This is a genomic window from Chimaeribacter arupi (genome assembly GCF_002858805.1).
GTDB classification, from domain to species: domain Bacteria; phylum Pseudomonadota; class Gammaproteobacteria; order Enterobacterales; family Enterobacteriaceae; genus Chimaeribacter; species Chimaeribacter arupi.
In genome coordinates, this window is the sequence record NZ_PJZI01000018.1 from 23,859 (window position 1) to 44,618 (window position 20,760).

At 60.5% G+C, this 20,760-nt stretch carries 20 protein-coding genes, 1 pseudogene and 1 other annotated feature; of the genes and pseudogenes, 8 read left to right on the forward strand and 13 right to left on the reverse strand.

The genetic code is table 11. The annotated features are described in order from the left end of the window. The first annotated feature begins 251 nt into the window (after positions 1 to 251). Positions 252 to 1,001, forward strand: a complete 750-nt coding sequence (locus tag CYR52_RS11930; protein ID WP_101828656.1) for an energy transducer TonB — start codon at positions 252 to 254, stop codon at positions 999 to 1,001. A 59-nt stretch (positions 1,002 to 1,060) separates the two neighbouring features. Here CYR52_RS11930 and yciA read toward each other — a convergent pair whose 3' ends face one another. The 4 genes from yciA to CYR52_RS11950 form a co-directional block, all read right to left on the reverse strand. Then, positions 1,061 to 1,489, reverse strand: coding sequence for an acyl-CoA thioester hydrolase YciA (gene yciA / locus CYR52_RS11935; RefSeq protein WP_072930764.1), 429 nt, complete (start codon positions 1,487 to 1,489; stop codon positions 1,061 to 1,063). A 56-nt stretch (positions 1,490 to 1,545) separates the two neighbouring features. Then, the gene (locus CYR52_RS11940) at positions 1,546 to 2,103 is read right to left on the reverse strand and encodes a septation protein A (protein ID WP_072930762.1); all 558 of its coding nucleotides are present in this window, start codon (positions 2,101 to 2,103) and stop codon (positions 1,546 to 1,548) included. Positions 2,104 to 2,239: 136 nt separating this feature from the next. After that, complete coding sequence (locus CYR52_RS11945; RefSeq protein WP_072930760.1) at positions 2,240 to 2,992, reverse strand: YciC family protein; 753 nt, start codon at positions 2,990 to 2,992, stop codon at positions 2,240 to 2,242. A gap of 52 nt (positions 2,993 to 3,044) precedes the next feature. After that, positions 3,045 to 3,440, reverse strand: a complete 396-nt coding sequence (locus CYR52_RS11950; RefSeq protein WP_072930758.1) for a YkgJ family cysteine cluster protein — start codon at positions 3,438 to 3,440, stop codon at positions 3,045 to 3,047. 285 nt (positions 3,441 to 3,725) lie between these two features. Here CYR52_RS11950 and ompW point away from each other — a divergent pair, with 285 nt between their 5' ends. Further along, positions 3,726 to 4,358, forward strand: a complete 633-nt coding sequence (gene ompW, locus CYR52_RS11955; protein WP_072930757.1) for an outer membrane protein OmpW — start codon at positions 3,726 to 3,728, stop codon at positions 4,356 to 4,358. Positions 4,359 to 4,430: 72 nt separating this feature from the next. On the opposite strand, the gene CYR52_RS11960 is transcribed toward ompW, so the two are convergent. The 6 genes and pseudogenes from CYR52_RS11960 to CYR52_RS11990 all read right to left on the reverse strand — a co-directional run bounded on the left by CYR52_RS11960 (position 4,431) and on the right by CYR52_RS11990 (position 11,489). Continuing rightward, entirely contained in the window at positions 4,431 to 4,745 is a 315-nt protein-coding gene (locus CYR52_RS11960; protein ID WP_072930756.1) for a BON domain-containing protein, read from the reverse strand. Between the two features lie 167 nt (positions 4,746 to 4,912). Next, complete coding sequence (trpA, locus tag CYR52_RS11965) at positions 4,913 to 5,719, reverse strand: tryptophan synthase subunit alpha (protein WP_101828657.1); 807 nt, start codon at positions 5,717 to 5,719, stop codon at positions 4,913 to 4,915. Next, positions 5,719 to 6,909, reverse strand: a complete 1,191-nt coding sequence (trpB, locus tag CYR52_RS11970; RefSeq protein WP_072930745.1) for a tryptophan synthase subunit beta — start codon at positions 6,907 to 6,909, stop codon at positions 5,719 to 5,721. Before trpB ends, trpA begins: the two co-directional genes overlap by 1 nt. A gap of 41 nt (positions 6,910 to 6,950) precedes the next feature. Then, positions 6,951 to 8,309 carry a bifunctional indole-3-glycerol-phosphate synthase TrpC/phosphoribosylanthranilate isomerase TrpF gene (gene trpCF, locus CYR52_RS11975; RefSeq protein WP_072930743.1) on the reverse strand — a complete coding sequence of 453 codons (1,359 nt, stop codon included), beginning with the start codon at positions 8,307 to 8,309 and terminating at the stop codon, positions 6,951 to 6,953. A 3-nt stretch (positions 8,310 to 8,312) separates the two neighbouring features. Beyond that, a pseudogene (gene trpD, locus CYR52_RS22920) lies at positions 8,313 to 9,927 on the reverse strand (bifunctional anthranilate synthase glutamate amidotransferase component TrpG/anthranilate phosphoribosyltransferase TrpD). Continuing rightward, positions 9,927 to 11,489, reverse strand: coding sequence for an anthranilate synthase component 1 (locus CYR52_RS11990; protein ID WP_101828673.1), 1,563 nt, complete (start codon positions 11,487 to 11,489; stop codon positions 9,927 to 9,929). The pseudogene trpD and the gene CYR52_RS11990 overlap by 1 nt, the downstream one beginning before the upstream one ends. Positions 11,490 to 11,517: 28 nt before the next feature. After that, positions 11,518 to 11,619, reverse strand: a sequence feature (Trp leader region). A gap of 221 nt (positions 11,620 to 11,840) precedes the next feature. Here CYR52_RS11990 and rnm point away from each other — a divergent pair. The 5 genes from rnm (at position 11,841) to cobT (ending at position 17,498) form a co-directional block, all read left to right on the forward strand. Next, on the forward strand, positions 11,841 to 12,707 hold the full coding sequence (gene rnm, locus CYR52_RS11995; protein WP_146001240.1) for an RNase RNM: 867 nt from the start codon (positions 11,841 to 11,843) through the stop codon (positions 12,705 to 12,707). A gap of 53 nt (positions 12,708 to 12,760) precedes the next feature. Continuing rightward, positions 12,761 to 13,381 (forward strand): L-threonylcarbamoyladenylate synthase, encoded by a 621-nt coding sequence (locus CYR52_RS12000; protein ID WP_072930735.1) that lies wholly within the window; start codon positions 12,761 to 12,763, stop codon positions 13,379 to 13,381. A gap of 781 nt (positions 13,382 to 14,162) precedes the next feature. After that, positions 14,163 to 15,035 carry a 23S rRNA pseudouridine(2605) synthase RluB gene (gene rluB / locus CYR52_RS12005; RefSeq protein WP_072930733.1) on the forward strand — a complete coding sequence of 291 codons (873 nt, stop codon included), beginning with the start codon at positions 14,163 to 14,165 and terminating at the stop codon, positions 15,033 to 15,035. Positions 15,036 to 15,554: 519 nt separating this feature from the next. Beyond that, positions 15,555 to 16,298, forward strand: coding sequence for an adenosylcobinamide-GDP ribazoletransferase (cobS, locus tag CYR52_RS12010; protein ID WP_072930731.1), 744 nt, complete (start codon positions 15,555 to 15,557; stop codon positions 16,296 to 16,298). A 153-nt stretch (positions 16,299 to 16,451) separates the two neighbouring features. Next, positions 16,452 to 17,498, forward strand: a complete 1,047-nt coding sequence (gene cobT / locus CYR52_RS12015) for a nicotinate-nucleotide--dimethylbenzimidazole phosphoribosyltransferase (RefSeq protein ID WP_072930729.1) — start codon at positions 16,452 to 16,454, stop codon at positions 17,496 to 17,498. Positions 17,499 to 17,518: 20 nt separating this feature from the next. Here the strand turns inward: cobT and cobO are convergent, their stop codons facing one another. Together cobO and CYR52_RS12025 are read right to left on the reverse strand one after the other, a co-directional pair. Then, entirely contained in the window at positions 17,519 to 18,106 is a 588-nt protein-coding gene (gene cobO, locus CYR52_RS12020; RefSeq protein ID WP_072931023.1) for a cob(I)yrinic acid a,c-diamide adenosyltransferase, read from the reverse strand. A 4-nt stretch (positions 18,107 to 18,110) separates the two neighbouring features. Then, entirely contained in the window at positions 18,111 to 18,872 is a 762-nt protein-coding gene (locus tag CYR52_RS12025) for a YciK family oxidoreductase (protein WP_072930727.1), read from the reverse strand. A gap of 337 nt (positions 18,873 to 19,209) precedes the next feature. Here CYR52_RS12025 and sohB point away from each other — a divergent pair, with 337 nt between their 5' ends. Then, positions 19,210 to 20,253, forward strand: coding sequence for a protease SohB (sohB, locus tag CYR52_RS12030; protein ID WP_072930725.1), 1,044 nt, complete (start codon positions 19,210 to 19,212; stop codon positions 20,251 to 20,253). A gap of 58 nt (positions 20,254 to 20,311) precedes the next feature. Here sohB and CYR52_RS12035 read toward each other — a convergent pair whose 3' ends face one another. Beyond that, a complete protein-coding gene (locus CYR52_RS12035; RefSeq protein WP_072930723.1) occupies positions 20,312 to 20,563 on the reverse strand; it encodes a YciN family protein in 252 nt (83 codons plus the stop codon). Positions 20,564 to 20,760: the final 197 nt, after the last annotated feature.

The window sequence follows — 20,760 nt, forward strand, 5'->3', positions numbered from 1 at the left end:
GGTTCTACCATAGCTGAAAATCGGGGGCGGCGGGAAGGGATTAACGTGCGCTCTGTCGCGCCAGGGCAGCCGGCTCACGTTAACAGAACGTAACTTCTGTAGGGTTAATTTTCCTCTTCTGTTAATAACTTGCTGAAAAAATAAGATTTATCGTTTTTTTAGCGACGTAAGGCAGAAGAGTTTCCTGCTGCTTATTGAATATGATTGCTATTTGCATTTAAACTTGCGGCTTCAGAGGAAAATGAATCATTATGCCGCCAAAAACCTTCTCATTTGCCCGCAGGATATCGCTCCCGGTTGTGCTCTCGGTTGGATTGCATAGTGCCGTGGTGGGCGGTTTGCTTTACGCCTCCTTTAATCAGGAGGTCACCTTGCCGCCTAAGCAGGAAGCACCGATCAGCGTCACGATGGTGAACCCGGCGGATTTTGCGCCGCCAAAAGCCGTGGAGCCGCCGCCGCCGGTGGAACCGGAGCCTGCACCGCCGGAACCGCAAGCAGAGCCGGAGCCGGAACCTGAGCCGCCGCCCCCGCCGAAAGCGGTGACCATTGAGAAGCCGAAGCCAAAACCGGTTGAGAAAAAGGTTGAAAAACCAAAACCGAAACCACGGCCAAAAGAGGTGGTGAAACCCGCAGAGCGGCAGGAAAAACCGGACGCTTCCCCGTTTAAGCAGACGGCCAACACGCCGTCACCGGCAAAATCAGCCCCGGCCGCGGCCGCGCAGCCAACAGTGGCCCAGGGGCCGCGTCCCTTGCAGCGCGGCCAGCCGACTTACCCCCAACGTGCGTTTGCGCTGCGGCTGGAAGGGCGGGTTAAAGTCCAGTTTGATGTGGAGAGTGACGGCAGCGTCGGTAACGTGCGCATCTTGTCTGCGGAGCCGCGCAACATGTTTGAGCGCGAAGTCAAACAGGCGATGCGCAAATGGCGTTACGAAGCGAAGCCCGGTAAAGATCTGGTGGTAACCATTGTGTTTAAAATCAATGGCGGCAGCAGCATCCAGTAAACGAAAAAAAGCCACGGCGCAGGCCGTGGCTTTTTGATGGGGCTCAGAGCTGGAACCGGTCAGCTGTCGCTGCCGACGCGGAAATTATCCTTCCCGGCGGGCAACTGGCGGGACTTGCCCTGATCGTCCACCGCCACGTAGGTAAACACCGCCTCGGTGGCGCGGTAGCGCTGGCCCAATGGCTCAGACGACACCTTCTTCACCCACACTTCCACATTGATGGTCATCGAGCTGCGCCCGGTACGGATACAGCGCGCATAGCAGCACACCACATCACCCACTGCCACCGGCTTCAGGAAGGTCATGCCGTCCACGCGCACCGTGACGACCCGGCCTTCGGCGATCTCTTTGGCCTGGATCGCGCCGCCCATGTCCATCTGCGCCATCAGCCAGCCGCCGAAAATATCGCCGTTGGCGTTGGTGTCTGCCGGCATCGCCAGCGTACGCAGCACCAGCTCGCCGTTGGGTAAACTCTGTTTTTCACTCATGGGATTGCTTCACACTAAGAAAGTAAATCCCTGCCTGTCCGGCAGGGGCAGGCCACTTATTTTTTAGGCTCTTGCGGGTGTTTCTGGTCATCCGGCATATGGCGGTAGATATAGAGGCCGCTCAGCAGGGTAAACACCAGCGTCAGCGCCGTCAGGCCAAACACCTTGAAATTCACCCAGACGCTCTGCGGCAGCCAGAACGCCACATAGATGTTAGCCAGGCCACATAGCAGGAAGAACAGCGCCCAGGCACTGTTGAGCCGGTTCCAGACGCTGTCCGGCAACGTCAGCTCTTTCCCCAGCATCCGCTGGATCAGCGGCTTGCGCAGCACCCACTGGCTTATCAGCAGCGCCAGGGCAAACAGCCCATAAATCACCGTGACTTTCCATTTGATAAACAGATCGTCATGGAAGACCAGCGTCAGCGTGCCGAACACCGCCACCATCGCGAAGGTGATCAGCGTCATTTTTTCAACTTTACGGTATTTCACCCAGGTGAAAACCAGCGCCAGCGCGGTCGCCGCGATCAATGCGCCGGAAGCGGCGTAAATGTCATACAGCTTGTAAACCACAAAAAACACAACCAGTGGAAGAAAATCCAGAAACTGCTTCATACATTATTCCATGTTAAACCGATTGGCCGACTATACCGGATTCAGCGGGGCGTGTGTACCACCGGCCGGGCGCGCAAACGGTGCCGGGCAGGCAGAAAAAAGGGCACCCGCAGGTGCCCTTGCCATTCCATCCTGGTTACTTGCGTAACAGCATATAGAGACGGAACAGGTAGACAAGCAGCATGGCGGAGACCACGTTGCTCAGCGCCGTCAGCACCACGGTTGCCACCGTCGGGGTCAGGGCCGTGAGGTGGCTGACCAGAAACAGCAGCAGCAATTTAGCCGCCAGCCACAGCATCATCGCCGGGACAACCAGACGGATGTTGGCGTAAGCCAGCCGCGCACTGAGGCGCAACGCGCCCATTACGCCGACCCGCTCACTGGCAACAATCACCGGGGCCAGTGACACCGCAATCGCAATCAGCACACCCGGCAGGATAAACAACATCATGCCCAGCTGAATCAGCAGGGTACAGATGAACATCAGCAGCAGCATACGCGGCAGGATCGGGGCCGAGGCCCCAATGGCCCGCAGCGCGCTGGTGGGCTGACGTTCAGACACCAGCCGGATCAGCGTCAGCATCCCGCCCGCCAGCAGCACATTGCCCACCAGCGCGGAGAAGGTCGCCGCCGCAGACACCTTCAGCAATACGATCTGCTGCTCCGGTGTCATCTGCTGGATAATCTCCTGCAGCCCCATTCCGGCCGTCGAAGCCAGGTCACTCTCCGCGTTGGCCAGAATGTTGAGCTGGTCGGCATCCGGGATAAAGGCCTGATTCAGCAGCACGGTAATAAATGCGGTCAGCAGCGCCAGCAGCAGGATACTGGCCAGCTGGTTACGCATAAAGTTGAAACTGTCACGGTACAACGTACTGGCCGTGATGGGCATGGAAACTCCTTGGCAACAATCAAAATCACAATAAGACACTGATTGTAACCTGTTACGTGGCTGTGTGGCACCCCGCATCCGGCATTGCCGCCGGCAGCAGGCTGACCGGCACCACCGGGAGCGGCGGCAGGCCATAGCGCGCCCGCGCCCGGTCGCACGCCTCATTGGCAACACCGTTTTCACCAGACTGATCAAACTCCCGGCACGGGGTGGGCCGGTTAAGGTAAATGGAACAGGAGACTGACTGGCCTATCTCGCCCTCAAGGGCCGTGCAGCGCGGCGATTTACTGTTGGTGCCTTGCATACAGCGGAGAAACGGGGTGAGAGGTTCCGTGCGGTCAACCGGTACCAGCCCGCCGCCGTCTTCGGCTTCGGCCCAATAAAAGGAGACACGGAAATAGGCGCAGCACGCGCCACAGCTAACGCAGGGATTAAGGGATTCGCTCATCTTGATTACCCACCGACTCCTTACGGTTTCGAACCAAAAACACGGGGAAAGAGCACGTTACTCACGGCCCCGTTTTTTGGCAACAGAAATTTCAGGCCGGAAAAAGCGCCGATAAAAACAGGTGTTTTTGATCTGGATCAATTCATTGCTTTTTAATGTATCCGGGTAAATTGATCGGGATGGAATCCTCATCTTTTCAATGCAATGATGCGCGCCTATACGAAATATGAATGTAAAAACCATAAACATTTCTCACGGAAATATATTCAGGCAAAGGAGAGGAGAATGAACAAGGCATCCTGGGTTTTGCTGGCGGCAGCGGCACTGCCGGCCATCGCGTCGGCGCATCAGGCAGGGGATTTCATCGTGCGCGCCGGAACCGCCACGGTGCGGCCAACGGAAGGGTCAGACAATGTGCTGGGGCTTGGCCCTTTCGATGTGGATAACAACACCCAACTGGGGCTGACCTTCAGCTACCTGGTGACCGACAACATCGGCGTTGAGTTGCTGGCGGCCACGCCGTTCAAACATAAAATTGGCCTGCAATCCACCGGCACCCTTGCCGAAGTCAAGCAACTGCCGCCGACCTTGATGGCGCAATACTATTTCGGCAGCAAACAGGACGCGCTGCGCCCCTACCTGGGTGTCGGGGTGAACTACACCACCTTCTTTGACGAGAAATTCAACGATACCGGCAAAGCGGCGGGCCTCAGCGACCTCAGCCTGAAAGATTCGTGGGGCATCGCCGGGCAGGCGGGGCTGGACTATAACCTCAATGAGCACTGGCTGCTGAACATGTCGGTCTGGTGGATGAATATTGAAACCAAGGCGCGCTTCAATGCCGGGGATGCCCACCAGAGTATCGACACCCGCATCGACCCGTGGGTCTTTATGTTTGGTGCCGGTTACCGCTTCTGAGAGGCCGCGTTTCATCAGGCAGAAAAAAGGCGCACCGGGGTGCGCCTTTTCTGTTTCTTTACGGCAAAACGACTATTTGATCTGCATCGCGTTCTCTACCGAGCGTACACCGGTCACTTTACGCGTCACCTGAACGGCGCGGCTGGCGTCGGCCATCGAGCTGACGAAGCCGCTCAACTGCACCCGGCCTTTAAAGGTTTCGACATTGATCTCGGTCGATTTCAGGGTGTCATCCGCCAGCAGGGCAGATTTCACCTTGGTAGTGATGACCGTGTCATCCAGGTAACCGCCGGTGCCTTCCGATTTTGCCGTCGGTGCGCAGGCAGACAAGGTCAGCGCAACCATCAGCGCCATACACAGTGCAGATAAGGCTTTGACTATCTTCATGTCCACTCTCCATGCCAAATAAAGGAATCATCCTTTGCCACAGCCAATCGGCCGTTACGGGCGCAGGTTCAATCAGTTTGGTGCATAGATGAGGGTTAGACAAATCCAGCGGGGAAATAAGCAGCACAAATAACGCCTTACCGCACGAAACGGTAAGGCGTGGAGGATCAGGCGCGGGTAGCGGCTTTCATGTCAGTGACGAAGGTGGCCAAACGGCGCAGCATCTCCTCCGGCTGCTCATGGTACTGCTCGATGATGCGTACGATGGCAGAGCCGGAGATCGCCCCGGCGGCCCCGGCATTCAGCGCGTCCCGCACCTGTGACGGCTCGGAGATGCCGAAGCCCTGCAACGGCGGCGCGGCCTGGTATTCGGTCAGCTTGTCGATCAGGTGCCCAAGCGGCAACTGGGCGCGCTGCTCGGTGCCGGTCACCCCGGCGCGTGACAGCAGGTAGGTGTAACCGCGGCCGTGGGCAGCCACCTCGCGCAGCAGGTCATCATCGGCATTCGGCGGGCAGATAAAGATCGGCGCGATGTTGTGGCGCAGGGCGGCCGCGCGGAACGGCGCGGACTCCTCGATCGGCACATCCGCCACCAGCACCGAATCTACGCCCACCTCGGCGCAGCGCTGGTAGAAAGCATCAATCCCTTTGTGGAACACCAGGTTGGCGTACATCAGCAGGCCAATCGGGATGTCCGGGTGCTTTTCGCGGATCGCCGCCAGCATCTCAAAGCAGCGGGTCGGCGTCACCCCGGCGGCAAAGGCGCGCAGGGCGGCATTCTGGATCGTCGGGCCATCCGCCAGCGGGTCAGAGAACGGGATGCCCAGTTCCAGCGCATCGGCCCCGGCTTCCACCAGCGTGTCGATAATCGCCAGCGAGAGTTCCGGGTTCGGGTCGCCAAGGGTCACGAAGGGCACAAACGCGCCTTCCCGGCGGGCGGCCAGCGCCGCAAAACGTTGCTGATAGCGTTCCATCAAATCTCTCCCCGTGCTTTCAGAATGTCATGGACCGTGAAAATATCCTTGTCGCCGCGGCCGGAGAGGTTCACCACCAGCAGTTGCTCTTTCTCCGGGTTCTCTTTAATCATTTTCAGCGCATGGGCCAGCGCATGGGAGGACTCCAGCGCCGGGATAATTCCCTCGCTGCGGCAGAGCGCCTTGAAGGCGTCCAGCGCCTCCTCATCGGTAATCGAGACATACTCGGCGCGGCCGATGCTGTTCAGGTAGGCGTGCTGCGGGCCGACGGACGGGAAATCCAGCCCGGCGGAGATAGAGTAAGACTCCTCAATCTGCCCCTCTTCAGTCTGCATCATCGGCGCTTTCATGCCGAAATAGATGCCGACGTGGCCATGCTTGAGCGGTGCGCCATGCTGGCCGGACTCAATGCCCAGCCCGCCCGGCTCTACGCCTATCAGCGCCACCGATTCCTCTTCGATGAAGTCGGCAAACATGCCGATGGCATTGGAGCCGCCGCCCACACAGGCCAGCACCGCATCCGGCAGGCGGCCCTCTTTTTCCAGCACCTGCGCCTTGGTCTCTTCGCCGATCATCCGCTGGAACTCACGCACAATGGTCGGGTAGGGGTGCGGCCCGGCGGCGGTGCCCAGCATATAGTGGGCATTCTCATAGCTGGCAGACCAGTCGCGCAGCGCCTCATTGCAGGCATCTTTCAGCGTGGACGAACCGCTGTGCACCGGGATCACCTCCGCGCCCATCAGCCGCATCCGGAACACATTGGGGGACTGGCGGGCAATATCTTTCGCACCCATATAGATGCGGCACTTCAGGCCAAGCAGGGCGGACGCCAGTGCCGACGCCACGCCGTGCTGCCCGGCACCGGTTTCGGCAATGATTTCGGTTTTGCCCATCCGCTTCGCCAGCAAGGCCTGGCCCAGTACCTGGTTGGTTTTGTGCGCGCCGCCATGCAGCAGATCCTCACGCTTCAGATAGAGCGTGGTACGGGTACCGGCCGTCAGGTTGCGGCACAGCGTCAGGGCGGTCGGGCGGCCGGCGTAGTTTTTCAGCAGGTCAAAAAATTCAGCCTGAAAAGCCGGGTCGCGCTGGGCGCTGACAAACGCCTCTTCCAGCTGTTTCAGTGCGGGCATCAGAATCTGCGGCACATACATCCCGCCGAACTCACCAAAGTAGGGGTTAAGTAATGTCATTCTTCGCTGTCCTGTGTATGAAAACGGTCTGACGGCGCGCCTCAGTAGGCGCGCAGCGTCTGGAATACGGCGATCAGTTTCGCAGGGTCTTTAATGCCGGGGGCAGACTCCACGCCGGAGTTGAAATCCAGCCCGGCACAGCCGAGCTGGGCGGCCTGCACGCAGTTGTCTGCGCCCAGCCCACCGGCCAGCAGCACATTCTCCAGCGGCTGCCCGGCCAGCACCCGCCAGTCAAAGCGTTGGCCGCTGCCGCCGTTGCCGTTGTCCAGCACATAGCGGTCCACCTGGTTCAGGTCACGGGCGGGCATCTGGTCGCGCACGCTCAGCGCTTTCCAGATTTGGCAGGTATCCGGCAGTAAAGCGCGCAGGCGGCCGATGTACGCCTGATCCTCCTGCCCGTGCAACTGCACCGCATGCAGGCCGAGCGTGGCGGCGGTCTGCGCCACCTCGTCAGCCGGCTGGTCGCTGAACACGCCGACATACTTCAGCGGCGCACCTGCCATCACCTGCCGCGCCTGTTCCGGCGAGATGCAACGCGGTGAGCGGGCGACAAAAATCAGCCCGCCGAAGGCCGCGCCGGCCTGATGGGCCGCCTGGGCATCTTCCGGCCGGGTCAGGCCGCAGACTTTATTCTCACCCAGCATCACACGGCGTACGGCCGCCGCCAGATCCGGCTCCGCCATCAGCGCGCTGCCAATCAGGAAGCCGTTGGCAAAGCGGCTCAGCTCGCGGATCTGGGCGTAGGTGTTGATGCCTGACTCGCTGATCACCGTCACACCCGGCAGAAGCGGGGCCAGGCGGCGGGTGCGGTCAAGGTCGATGCTCAGGTCGCGCAGGTCACGGTTGTTGATGCCGACCACTTTCGCGCCCAAACGCAGCGCGCGCGCCGCTTCTTCGTCACTGATCACCTCGGTCAGCACGCCCATGTTCAGGCTGTGGGCCACTGCAGCCAGTTGGCGGTACTGTTCATCGTCCAGCACGGAGAGCATCAGCAGCACGGCATCGGCCTGATAGTGGCGCGCCAGGTAGATCTGGTACGGGTCGATGATGAAATCTTTACACAGCACCGGCTGGGTGACGGCAGCGCTGACCTGCGGCAGGAAATCAAAACTGCCCTGGAAATATTTCTCGTCAGTCAGCACTGAAATGGCCGAGGCATAGTCACTGTAAATCCCGGCAATCTCGGCCGGGTTAAAATCTTCCCGGATAAGCCCCTTGGAGGGCGACGCCTTTTTGCATTCCAGGATAAAGGCGGTGCGGGCGCCCTGAAGGGCGTGGTAAAAGCTGCGCTGGCTGGGGCCGAGCAGGTGTTCAAAATCGGCCAGCGGCTGCTGTTCTTTACGCGCCGCGACCCAAACTGCCTTGTCACGAACGATCCGGTGGAGCACGGTTTCCTGCATCACTTATCCTCTTGCTGCCAATGCGCTGACACGCTGGTAAGCGTCGCCGCTGCGGATCACCGCGAGCGCCTGCTGCGCATTTTGTTTTAGGTCTTCTTGCCCGAAAAGCTTCAGTAAAAGCGCGACATTAGCGGCCACCGCGGCCTCATGGGCGGGTTCACCTTTACCTTGTAACAAGCGTGCCAGAATGTCACGGTTTTCTTCCGGCGTACCGCCCAGCAGCGCCTCCACCGGGTAACTTTGCAACCCGAGGTCAGCCGGGGTCAGCTGATAGGTGGTGACGCGGCCCTGGTTCAGCTCTGCCACCTGGGTCGGGGCGTGGATCGCCACCTCATCCATACCGCCGCCGTGCACCACCGCCGCGCGCTGGTAGCCCAGCGTACGCAGGGTTTCGGCAATCGGCAGCACCAGCTCCGGGCTGTAGACGCCAATCAGCGCCAGCGGCGGGCGCGCCGGGTTAATCAGCGGCCCCAGCACATTAAACAGCGTGCGGGTTTTCAGCTGCTGGCGTACCGGCATCGCGTGGCGGAAGCCGGTGTGGTACTGCGGCGCAAACAGGAAGCAGACGCCGAGGTCGTCCAGCGCCTGACGCGCTTCGTCAGCCGGTAAATCCAGGCGGATGCCGAATGCCGCCAGCAGGTCGGACGAACCGGACCGGCTGGAGACGCTGCGGTTGCCGTGTTTGGCGACCCGCACCCCGCACGCCGCGGCCACAAAGGCGCTGGCGGTGGAGATGTTAATGCTGTTGCTGCCGTCGCCGCCGGTGCCGACGATATCGGCAAACGGATAGTCGGGGCGCGGGAAAGGCTGCGCATCAGCCAGCAGCGCCTGCGCCGCCCCGGCAATCTCTTCCGGGCGCTCGCCGCGCACTTTCATGCTGATCAGCGCCGCTGCCAGTTGGGACGGCTCCAGCTCGCCGTGAATAATGGCGGTAAACAGCCGGCGGCTCTGTGCCTGGCTCATCGGCTCGGCACGGTAGAGCTGCTCGAGGATGGCGGCGTGGTGGTCATGTGACGTTGTCATGATCTGTCTCCTTGTCTTAAGCCAGCGCCCAGGCCAGGGTCTGCTCCAGCAGACGCGCGCCCTGTGAGGTCAGGATGGATTCCGGGTGGAACTGCAGGCCGCAGACGCGATCGGCGTCGTGGCGGACGGCCATCACCATGCCGTTGAAATGGGCGTTCACCACCAGCCCGGCCGGAATATCACTGCCGACCAGTGAATGGTAACGCGCCACCGGCAGCGGGTTCGGCAGCCCGGCAAACATCGCCTGGTTGTCATGTTCAACCGGGGAGGCCTTGCCGTGCAGGATTTCACCCGCCTGGCCGACGTGGCCGCCGTAGGCTTCCACAATCGCCTGATGGCCGAGGCAGATGCCGATCACCGGCAACTGGCCGCGCAGCCGTTGCAGCAGTTCCGGCATACAGCCCGCCTCTGCCGGGGTGCCGGGGCCGGGGGAGAGCATCAGGATCGGCTGCTCCATCTCTTTCAGCCTGGCGATGATGGTGTCCGCCGGGATCTGGTTGCGGTAGATGACCACCCGGTGGCCGAAGGTGCGCAGCTGGTCCACCAGGTTGTAGGTAAAGGAATCGATATTATCGAGCAGCAGGATATCAGCCATCAGAACACCTCCCCGGCATGGTGTGCGGTAGCAATGGCGCGCAGCACGGCGCGGGCTTTGTTGCGGGTTTCGTCCGCTTCCGCCTGCGGAATGGAGTCCAGCACCACGCCGGCCCCGGCCTGCACGGTGGCGATGCCGTCTTCCACATACGCAGAGCGGATCACGATGCAGGTATCGAGGTCTCCGTGGGCGGTGAAGTACCCCACGGCCCCGCCGTAACTGCCGCGGCGGCTGCCTTCGGAGGCGGCAATCAGTTGCATGGCGCGCACTTTCGGTGCGCCGCTCAGGGTGCCCATGTTCATGCAGGCCTGATAGGCGTGCAGCACATCAAGATCGTGGCGCAGGGTGCCGACCACGCGGGACACCAGGTGCATCACGAACGAGTAGCGGTCAACTTTGGTGAGGTCAGCGACGTAGCGGCTGCCCGGCTCGCAGATGCGCGCCAGGTCGTTGCGCGCCAGATCCACCAGCATCAGATGTTCGGCCAGCTCTTTGTGGTCAGTGCGCATCTCCAGCTCAATCCGGCTGTCGAGGTCACGGTCCAGCGAGCCGTCGGCATGGCGGCCGCGCGGGCGGGTGCCGGCAATCGGGTAGATCTCAATCTGGCGGCTGTCGGCCTCATACTTCAGGGCGCTTTCCGGCGAGGCACCGAACAGCTGGAAATCGTTGTCCTGCATAAAGAACATATAGGGGCTGGGGTTGTTCTCTTTCAGCGTCTGGTAGGCGGCCAGTGGTGACGGGCAGGGCAGGGAGAAGCGGCGCGACGGCACCACCTGGAAAATCTCCCCGGCGCGGATCGCCTGTTGTAACCCGCTGACCACCGCGCCGTATTCGGCGTCGCTCTGGTTGCAGCTCAGCGCCATGTCCTGCACCGCCTGGTACGGGATCGGGCGCGCGGGCTGCTGCAACTGCTGTTGCAACTGTTCCAGCCGTTGTTGCAGGCGCTGTTCCTCACCGGCAGACGGGGTAAACACGCTGGCTTGCAGGCGGCTGGTGCGGTGCTGGTGGTCGAGCACCAGCAGCGTCTCCGCCAGGTAGAAGCAGAAATCGGGGCAGCGCTGGTCAGCGCGCAGCGGCGGCAGGTCTTCAAACCCGGCCACCAGATCGTAGGCGAACAGGCCGCCGAGGAACATCGCCTCACGCTCATCAGCCGGGCAGGCCACCAACGTCAGGATGCGGCGCAATGCATCAAACACGGACAGTGAACAGAGGCGCGCGTCCTCATCCTGCATCGGGTCGATGGCCGGGAATGTCAGCTCGCGGCCGTTGGGGCGCACGTGGTTAGCGACCTCCGGCGGCAGCGCCGCATCCAGCAGCGGCAGCAGCGAGGCACCGTTGGCGGTGAGGGCCTGGAGGCTGACGGTGCGGCCCAGCGCGGTGATGCGCAGGGCGCTGTCGACAATCAGCAGGCTTTTCAGGTTCTGCTTGCTGGTGATCTCGGCGGATTCCAGCAGCAGCGTGGCCGGGCGTGCGCCGCACAGCTGGTTGAAGATGGCGGTCGGGTCATCCCGGTAGCAACCGGTCATGCTCAGCAGCGTCAGGGTAGGTTGGGTTGTGTTCATGTTTGCTTCCACGTCGTTATTTTTATCCACAAAAAAGCCCGCACTCGGCGGGCTTCTGGGTATCTGCAAGGTCTGATGACCGTATGCGTGATTACACCGCCCGCAAAAGGGAGGAGCGCCACCAACGAACAAGAAGGGTAATCAGCACGGTTTTCATCATCAGGCACCAGGTTGTCGTGAACTTGTGTACTAGTTAACTGGTTCGGTGAAGGAAAGTCAACCCTCATTTCCGGGGGTTAACGTGAAATGATAAAAATGATGAAGATGACATAGGGCTGGCATCCGCCCGCCACTATGGGGTAACGTGCCGCCACTGCCCCACCGGGGATTCACGTTTTTTGCAGGATGACCATGTTGACTGAAGCCACTTCCACCGCCTTTACCCTGTTCGACCTCCACAGCCACACCACCGCCTCGGACGGGTTCCTGACGCCCGCCGCGCTGGTGGCGCGCGCCGTGGAGATGCGCGTCGGGGTGCTGGCGATCACAGACCATGACTCGGTTGACGGCCTGGCGGCAGCAGCGGAGGCCATAGCGGCGCAACAGTTGCCGCTGCGGCTGGTAAACGGGGTGGAGATCTCCACCCTGTGGGAAAACCATGAGATCCACATCGTCGGGTTGAATATTGACCCACAGCACCCAATGATGCAGGCCTTGCTGGCGCAGCAGCGGCTCTACCGTCAGCAGCGGGCAGAAGAGATGGCGCGCCGTCTGGAGAAAGCGCACATTCCCGGTGCGCTGGCAGGCGCATTACGGCTGGCGGACGGCGGGGCCGTGACGCGCGGCCATTTTGCCCGTTTCCTGATTGAGGCCGGCAAAGCCGAAAACGTCGCGCAGGTGTTCAAGAAATACCTGGCCAAGGGGAAAACCGGCTACGTTCCGCCTCAGTGGTGTACAATAGAACAGGCTATTGATGTTATTCATCAATCTGGCGGTCAGGCGGTGGTCGCCCACCCCGGCCGTTACGATCTGTCAGCAAAATGGCTTAAGCGGCTGCTGGCCTTTTTTGCTGAGCACGGGGGCGACGCCATGGAAGTGGCCCAGTGTCAGCAGGCCCCCAATGAACGCACGCAACTGGCCCAGTACGCGCAGCAGTATCAACTGCTGGCGTCGCAGGGATCGGACTTCCACCAGCCCTGCTCGTGGATAGAGCTGGGCCGCAAGCTCTGGCTGCCGGGCGGCGTGGAGCCGGTCTGGCGTGACTGGCCCACCGCCTGACGAGCCGGAAGCCCGGCATGACGCCGGGATAACCCTGATAAAAGAGGTACCTGATGAGTCAGTTTTTCTATATTCACCCCGAAAACCCGCAACAGCGCCTGATCAACCAGACGGTGGATGTGCTGCGAAAAGGCGGGGTGATTGTCTACCCGACGGACTCCGGTTATGCGCTCGGGTGCCGGCTGGAGGAGAAAGCGGCGATGGAGCGCATCTGCCGCATCCGCCAGCTGGACAGCAATCACAACTTTACGCTGGTGTGCCGCGATTTGAGCGAGCTCTCCACTTACGCCTACGTGGACAACAGCGCGTTTCGCCTGATTAAAAACAACACGCCGGGTAACTACACGTTCATCCTGAAAGCCACCAAAGAGGTGCCGCGCCGGTTGATGAGCGAAAAACGCAAAACCATCGGCCTGCGGGTGCCGTCCAACCCGATTACCCTGGCGTTGCTGGAGGCGCTCCATGAGCCGCTGATGTCCACTACGCTGATGCTGCCGGGCAACGATTTTGCCGAATCCGACCCGGACGAAATCAAAGACATGCTGGGCAAACAGGTGGATCTGATTATCCACGGCGGTTCCCTGGGCCAGCAGCCGACCACGGTGGTTGACCTGACTGACAGCACCCCGGAAGTGATCCGCGAAGGGGCGGGCGACCCGGCGCCGTTCCGCTAATTTCCGCCGCCCGGCCCCTCAGCGTGGCCGGGCATAGACCTGCACCCGCCTTTAGGCCGCATGCTTTTTCAAACCTGCTAAAGGCTTTTTCAAACCCGCTAAAGGCTTTTCAAATCCGCTAAAGGCTTTTTAAACCCGCTAAACCCGCTAAACCCGCTGCTTAAACGGGTCAACCTCACCTGTAATCCTGTAAACCCCACAGCCTCAGTTTCCCGCTTTATTTTCTCTTATCTTTCAGCCTGAATTTGGCTTACGTATTTTTATTAAAGCGACTTAAGTAAAATTAATCCTATTTCATCAGGTGTGAATTACGGGTTCCGTTAATTCAACGCGTTAAGATGATTAATCAGGGCTATTACATTCATATTATTAAATGGTTCAAACGATTATCCGCGCTTATCTCTACACAATAAGATTAGCCTTATTTTCTCTTGAGACGATTTATGCGTGCACCGAAACAACAAGCCGGCGGCAACCGGCTGCGCCGCACCGTGTGGCTGGCGATGCTGGCAGGCTGTGGCCTGTTCTGGGCCTGCCTGCTCTGGTGGCTGTTCAGTTAACGTTTCCCTTTCCCACATCAGGGCCGCTGCGGCCGCCCCTTACCTTCTCCGCACGCTATAATAGGGAATACAAAGCGGGCGTAACTGTGTATAATAGTCGGCTAAACTTTTTATAAGTGATTGATTTATATCAAGATTGCTTATAAGCCCCATTCCTGAGCCGCAGAAATCTCTTTTGCGGTTTATCTGACGCCTGTGAAGGCGACAACAGAGGTTGCTCAATGAGCGAGAAATTACAGAAAGTTCTGGCGCGGGCCGGCCACGGTTCCCGCCGCGAAATTGAAGCCATTATCCAGGCAGGCCGCGTCAGTGTAGACGGCAAAATCGCCACGCTCGGCGATCGCGTCGAAGTGACCGCAGGCATGAAAATCCGTATGGATGGCCACGTGGTTTCCATCAGTGAATCCACGGAAGCCGTGTGCCGCGTGCTGGCGTACTACAAGCCGGAAGGCGAGCTGTGTACCCGTAACGATCCGGAAGGCCGCCCGACGGTGTTTGACCGCCTGCCGAAACTGCGCGGCGCACGCTGGGTGGCAGTAGGGCGTCTTGACGTCAACACCTCCGGCCTGCTGTTGTTCACCACCGATGGTGAGCTGGCAAACCGCCTGATGCACCCGAGCCGTGAAGTCGAGCGTGAATACGCCGTGCGTGTGTTCGGCCAGGTGGATGATGAAAAAATCAAACAGCTCAGCCGCGGTGTGCAGCTGGAAGATGGCCCGGCGGCGTTCCGCACCATCACCTACCAGGGTGGCGAAGGGCTGAACCAGTGGTACAACGTGACCCTGACCGAAGGCCGCAACCGCGAAGTCCGCCGCCTGTGGGAAGCGGTGGGCGTGCAGGTCAGCCGCCTGATCCGTGTGCGTTACGGTGACCTGACCCTGCCGAAAGGCCTGCCGCGCGGCGGCTGGACAGAGCTGGATCTGCCGCAGATCAACTACCTGCGTGAGCTGGTGGAGCTGGACCCGGAAACCGTCAGCAAAATGCCGGTGGAAAAAGATCGCCGCCGCGTAAAAGCTAACCAGATCCGCCGTGCAGTGAAACGCCACAGCCAGGTCGCCCCCGGCCGTCGCAGCACAACCAATAAGCGCGGCTAATCAATTCTCCGCGCCGTATTCCCTGAACCGCAGCCCTGGCTGCGGTTTTTTTTTGAATTTTTCTGAATTTTAGCCAATGAAATTATATAAAAGTAACATTATTTCAGTAAGATATTCAGTGCTGAAATAGAAACGAATTTCATTTCAATCAATTGCGATTAACCCGTGGTAAGACCTGTGATATTAATAAACGGCGACACCGGAGGAAATGCGCCGGGGGCGGGCATTCTGCCTGTTCATCATGCCGTCACGGTTATTAGGCCGTGATCGGATAAACCACCAAAATAGAGTGGTGCGCGCATTGACCCGGCTCCGCCGGACAGGTTGGCCATATGACAACAAGCCGTGAGCAATGCCCGTCCGGCAGGGAATGCCCTGCGGCACGGGAAGGGAGGGAAACCATCAGGCCGGCAGGGAATGCCTGCATATTACCGGATGCACGCTGGGCCGCGCCCAGGGTCACCGGCATTGAGTACAACATTAAAGGCTAGGATTAACATCAATGGACAGATGCTCGCTATGAAAGTGTTTTTGGCAACCTTACAATTTTTAACCCGCCTTCCGGTTCCGGCCAACGCCTCAGCCCGGATGAGTGTGGAGGACTATCCCCGCGGCGTTTACTGGTTCCCGGTTATCGGATTAATCGTGGGGATGTGCTGCACCGTCATCTATATGCTGACGGCCAGTGCGCTGGGGCCGTTGATGGCCGCGATGCTGGCGGTCACCACCAATGTGCTGGTGACCGGGGCATTCCACCTCAACGGCCTGGCAGACAGCTGTGACGGGCTGTTTTCCCGTTCCGGCCGGGCGCGGGCGCTGGAGATTATGCGTGACAGCCGTATCGGCACGTATGGCGCCGCTGCGGTGGTCCTGACGCTGCTGATCCGCGTGGGGGCGATTTACCAGATGAGCGTCAGCGGCTACGCCATGCTGCCGGTGCTGCTCGCCACCCCGTTGCTGAGCCGCGGTACGCTGTTGCTGCTGATGTTCCGGCAGAACTATGCGCGGGAGGATGGGCTGGGCAACCTCTATATCGGCAAGATCTGCCCGCGCCGCTTCGTGCTTACCCTGCTTATCACCCTGGCAGGCGTGGCGCTGCTGTGCGGCGTCATGAGCCTGATTGCGGTGGCCGTCACGCTGTTTTTTGCGCTGATGTTCCGCAGTGCGGTGCAGGAAAAGATCGGCGGCCAGACCGGTGACACGCTGGGTGCCGGTAATGAGCTGTTTGAGATTGTGTTCCTGCTGGCACTGATGTGGCACTGATGTCATCCCCCGGCTGCCCACACCGCCCGTGATGGCGGGGCAGCCCTTTTTCCGCAGGGGGCTATTCCCGCCCGGCGGCGCATTACCCCCTTTCTGAACCTATTAAATGAACGGCGGCGGCATGGCTGCCGCGACATCACATGGAGAGTTAACATGACATCGGTCAACGACATCCCCGGCGCTATCGCCCCCCTGGACAACGCCGCGATGGCGCGCGCCCGGCAACGGCTGGACTCCCTGGTCAAGCCGCCCGGCAGCCTCGGCCGCCTGGAAACCCTGGCCATCCAGCTGGCCGGTATCCGCGGCAGCGATCGGCCGCTGCAATTCCCGCAGAAAGAGATTGTGGTCATGGCCGCCGATCATGGCGTCTGGCAGGAGGGGATCACCCCGTCACCGCAGGTCGTCACAGCGATTCAGGCAAACAATATTCTGCGCGGGGTGGCTGGGGTCAATGTGATGGCTAAAACCGCCGGCGCCCGCGTGACGCTGGTGGACACCGGCATCATCGGCGGCCCGGTGGCCGGGGCCGTTGACTGCCACCAGGGGCAGGGCAGCGCGAACATCGCCGTGGGGCCGGCCATGAGCCGTGCGCAGGCAGAGGCGATTATCCTGTGGAGTGTGCGCTGGGTGGCAGCACAGGTGGCACAGGGGCTGGATCTGCTGGGCGTCGGTGAGCTGGGTATGGGCAATACCACCCCGGCCGCCGCAGTGATATGTGCCGTGACCGGCCAGCCGCCGGAAGAGGTGGTGGGCCTTGGCGCAAACCTGCCGCCGGAGCAGCTGGGCCACAAAGTGGCGGTGGTGCAGCGCGCACTGGCGACCAACCAGCCGGACGCGCAGGACGGCATCGCCATCCTGGCCGCCGTCGGTGGCTTTGAGCTGGCGGCAATGAGCGGGGCGATCCTCGGCGCAGCGGCGGCGGGCATCCCGGTGGTGCTGGACGGCTACCTCTCTTATGCCTCGGCGCTGGCGGCCTGCCTGATCGCCCCGGCGGCCCGTGACTACCTGATTCCGTCACATAGGTCGGCGGAACGCGGCAGCCAGCTGGCGCTGGCGCATCTGCAACTGTGCCCCTATCTCGACCTCTCAATGCGCCTCGGTGAGGGCAGCGGGGCTGCGCTGGCCTTTACGCTGGTGGATGCTGCCTGCGCCATGCACAACGACATGGCCACGCTGGCAGAGTGCAATATTCAGCTTTAACGGCCAGTCAGCGCTGACGATTACCAGTCGATGCCTTTCTGCGCCATGATCCCGGCGTCAAAGGCGTGTTTTACCGGACGCAGTTCGCTCACCGTATCCGCCTTCTCCAGCAGGTCACGGTGGCAGCCGCGCCCGGTGATGATCACCGTCTGGTGCGCCGGGCGGGCATCCAGCGCGGCCATCAGCTCCGCCAGATCAAGGTAACCGTAACTCACCATGTAAGTCAGCTCATCCAGCAGCACCAGGTCGAGCGTTTCATCAGCCAGCATCTTTTTGCCGTGCTGCCACACCGCCTGGCAGGCAGCGGTGTCGGTGTCGCGGTTCTGCGTCTCCCAGGTGAAGCCGGTCGCCATCACCTGAAATTCCACGCCGTGCGGTTCCAGCAGGTTGCGCTCGCCGTTCGGCCATTCGCCCTTGATGAACTGGATCACCCCGGCGCGCAGCCCATGCCCAATTGCGCGGGTCACGGTGCCGAAAGCGGCCGTGGTTTTGCCTTTGCCGTTGCCGGTGAACACCATTAACAGGCCGCGTGTCTCCTGGGCGGCAGCAATGCGCGCATCCACCTGTTCTTTGAGTTTCTGTTGACGTTGCTGGTGACGGTCGCTCATCGCATCACTCCGCCGGGCCGGGCTTGCGGCCCGGTTGCGCATCGAAACTGATGCCGGTTTTACGGCGGCTGTCATCGCCCATCAGGTAGAGATACAGCGGCATAATATCTGCCGGGGTCTTCAGCTTGTTGGCATCCTCCTGCGGGAACGCCGAGGCGCGCATGGTGGTGCGGGTGCCGCCGGGGTTAATGCAGTTCACCCGCAGGGTAGAGTGTTTATACTCTTCCGCCAGCACCTGCATCATGCCTTCGGTGGCGAACTTGGAGACGGCATACGCGCCCCAGCCCGCACGCCCTTCGCGGCCAACGCTGGACGAGGTAAACACCAGCGAGCCGCCGGGGGATTTCAGCAACAGCGGCAGCAGCGCCTGGGTCAGCATAAAGGTGGCATTGACGTTGACCTGCATCACCTGATGCCACATCTCGCTGTCCTGTTGCGCCATCGGGGTGATTTCACCCAGCAGCCCGGCATTGTGCAGCACGCCGTCAAGGCGCGGCAGGTGTTGCGCCAGCGTGTCGGCCACCGCGCGGCAATCGGCCGGGGTGGCTGTCAGCAGATCCAGGGTGATGACGCGTGCCGGTTTCAGCCCGGCCTGGGCGATCTGTTGTTGCACGGCCAGCAGTTTGCTTTCGGTACGGCCCAGCAGGATGACGCTCGCGCCGAAGCGGGCGTAGGTCAGGGCGGCTTCACGGCCGATGCCGTCACCGGCACCGGTGACCAGAATCAGGCGGTTTTCAAGCAGGTTACGCTTTGGATGGTAGTGCACAGGGGTGTCCTCTCGCGTGGCAAAGGTGCCGGCGGCGTGGGCCGGTCACAAAGACCAGGGCACGGCGGGAGCAGGCTCGACCGTCAACGCAGCCCTGGCGCGAATCGTGGGTGATTTCAGGAATATTGCACGTTATATGCCTTAAATGGATCGACTTTTCAATGAATAACCGCAATTTCATCCTATTATTTGTAACAAAACAGGAACATACCGTGCGTGGGCGCAGCGGCCGTGCGACACTCTTTGCCCGGTCCGGCAGCCTGCGGCAAGACGCCGCCGCCGGAAATGTTTACACTGGTTAACCGGACGTTTACTGACAGGAAAAAGGCGGAAATTCGTGGAGTTACTCTCTCTGTATGGGCTGTTTCTGGCCAAAGTCGTCACCCTGGTGGTGGCCATCGGCGCCCTGGTGGTGCTGATCTTCAGCCTGCGGGCGCGCAAAGCGCAGCGCCCCGGCGAACTGCAACTCACCGATCTTTCGGAGCAGTACCGGGAGGTGCAGCAGGAAATGCGTGCGGCGCGCCTGGATGAGCCCGCGCGCAAGGCCCGCGCCAAAGCGTTGAAAAAAGAGCGCAAAGCGGAGGCGAAACAGGCAAAACACAATGCGAAGCAGGGCGTCAGCCACGGCAAACCTTGCCTCTACGTGCTGGATTTCCGCGGCAGCATCGACGCGCATGAAGTGGCGTCGCTGCGTGAGGAGATCACGGCCATTCTGGCGGTGGCAACGCCGCAGGATGAAGTGCTGCTGCGCCTGGAAAGCCCCGGCGGGGTGGTGCACGGCTACGGGCTGGCAGCCTCTCAGCTGACCCGCCTGCGCCAGGCCGGTATCCGGCTGACGGTGGCGGTGGACAAAGTGGCCGCCAGCGGCGGCTACATGATGGCCTGTGTGGCGGACCGCATCATCGCGGCACCGTTCGCGGTGATTGGCTCGATAGGCGTGGTGGCCCAGATCCCTAACTTCAACCGGCTGCTGAAGAAAAACGACATCGACGTGGAGCTGCACACCGCCGGCGAGTTCAAACGCACCCTGACCCTGTTTGGTGAAAACACCGAGCAGGGGCGGGAGAAGTTCCGCGAGGACCTGAATGAAACGCACCTGCTGTTCAAAGAGTTCGTCAAGCAGCAGCGCCCGTCACTGGACATCGACAGCGTGGCCACCGGCGAGCACTGGTTCGGGATGCAGGCCCGCGAAAAAGGGCTGATTGACGCCATCGGCACCAGTGATGATCTGCTGATCGCGGAGATGGAAAACCACGAGGTGATAAGCGTTCGTTACACCCGCCGCAAGCGCCTGATGGACCGCTTTACCGGCAGCGCCGCCGAAAGTGCTGACCGCCTGCTGCTGCGCTGGTGGCAGCGGGGCCAGAAGCCAATGTTATAAACAAAACAGCGGTGTTATAAAGAAGAAAAAGGGGCGTCAGCCCCTTTTAACCGAATGGTTAATTTTCCAGATAATATTTATCAGATAACTGATGGGCCAGATGTTTAAACATATTAAATACCGCGGTGCTTTTCGCCGTTGGCAACCCTTGCTGATCAAGGAAAAACTCCCCGCTGAAAACCAGCACGTCGCCATTTTGCCGCACATCGGTGGCAACCATACCGTGCAAATAATCTTCATGTGTTTTGATAATATTATTGGCGAGATCCAGTAACGCGTTTTTACTGATGGCCGTTCTATTTTTGTTCATCCTGATGACTCCGCAACTGATTATCCGCCGCCAGTGTAGTGCGCCAACGGAAAACCCGCAAACCCCGCAAGGGTATGGCGTGCAAAAGAGACCATTGGCGAAAACGCAGGATCCATGCTAATTAGGTTGCGTGGCGATATTTATCAGGTAGAGTGTGGCCTTTCGCCGGATAAGTGGAAGATTTACTTTACGCTTCA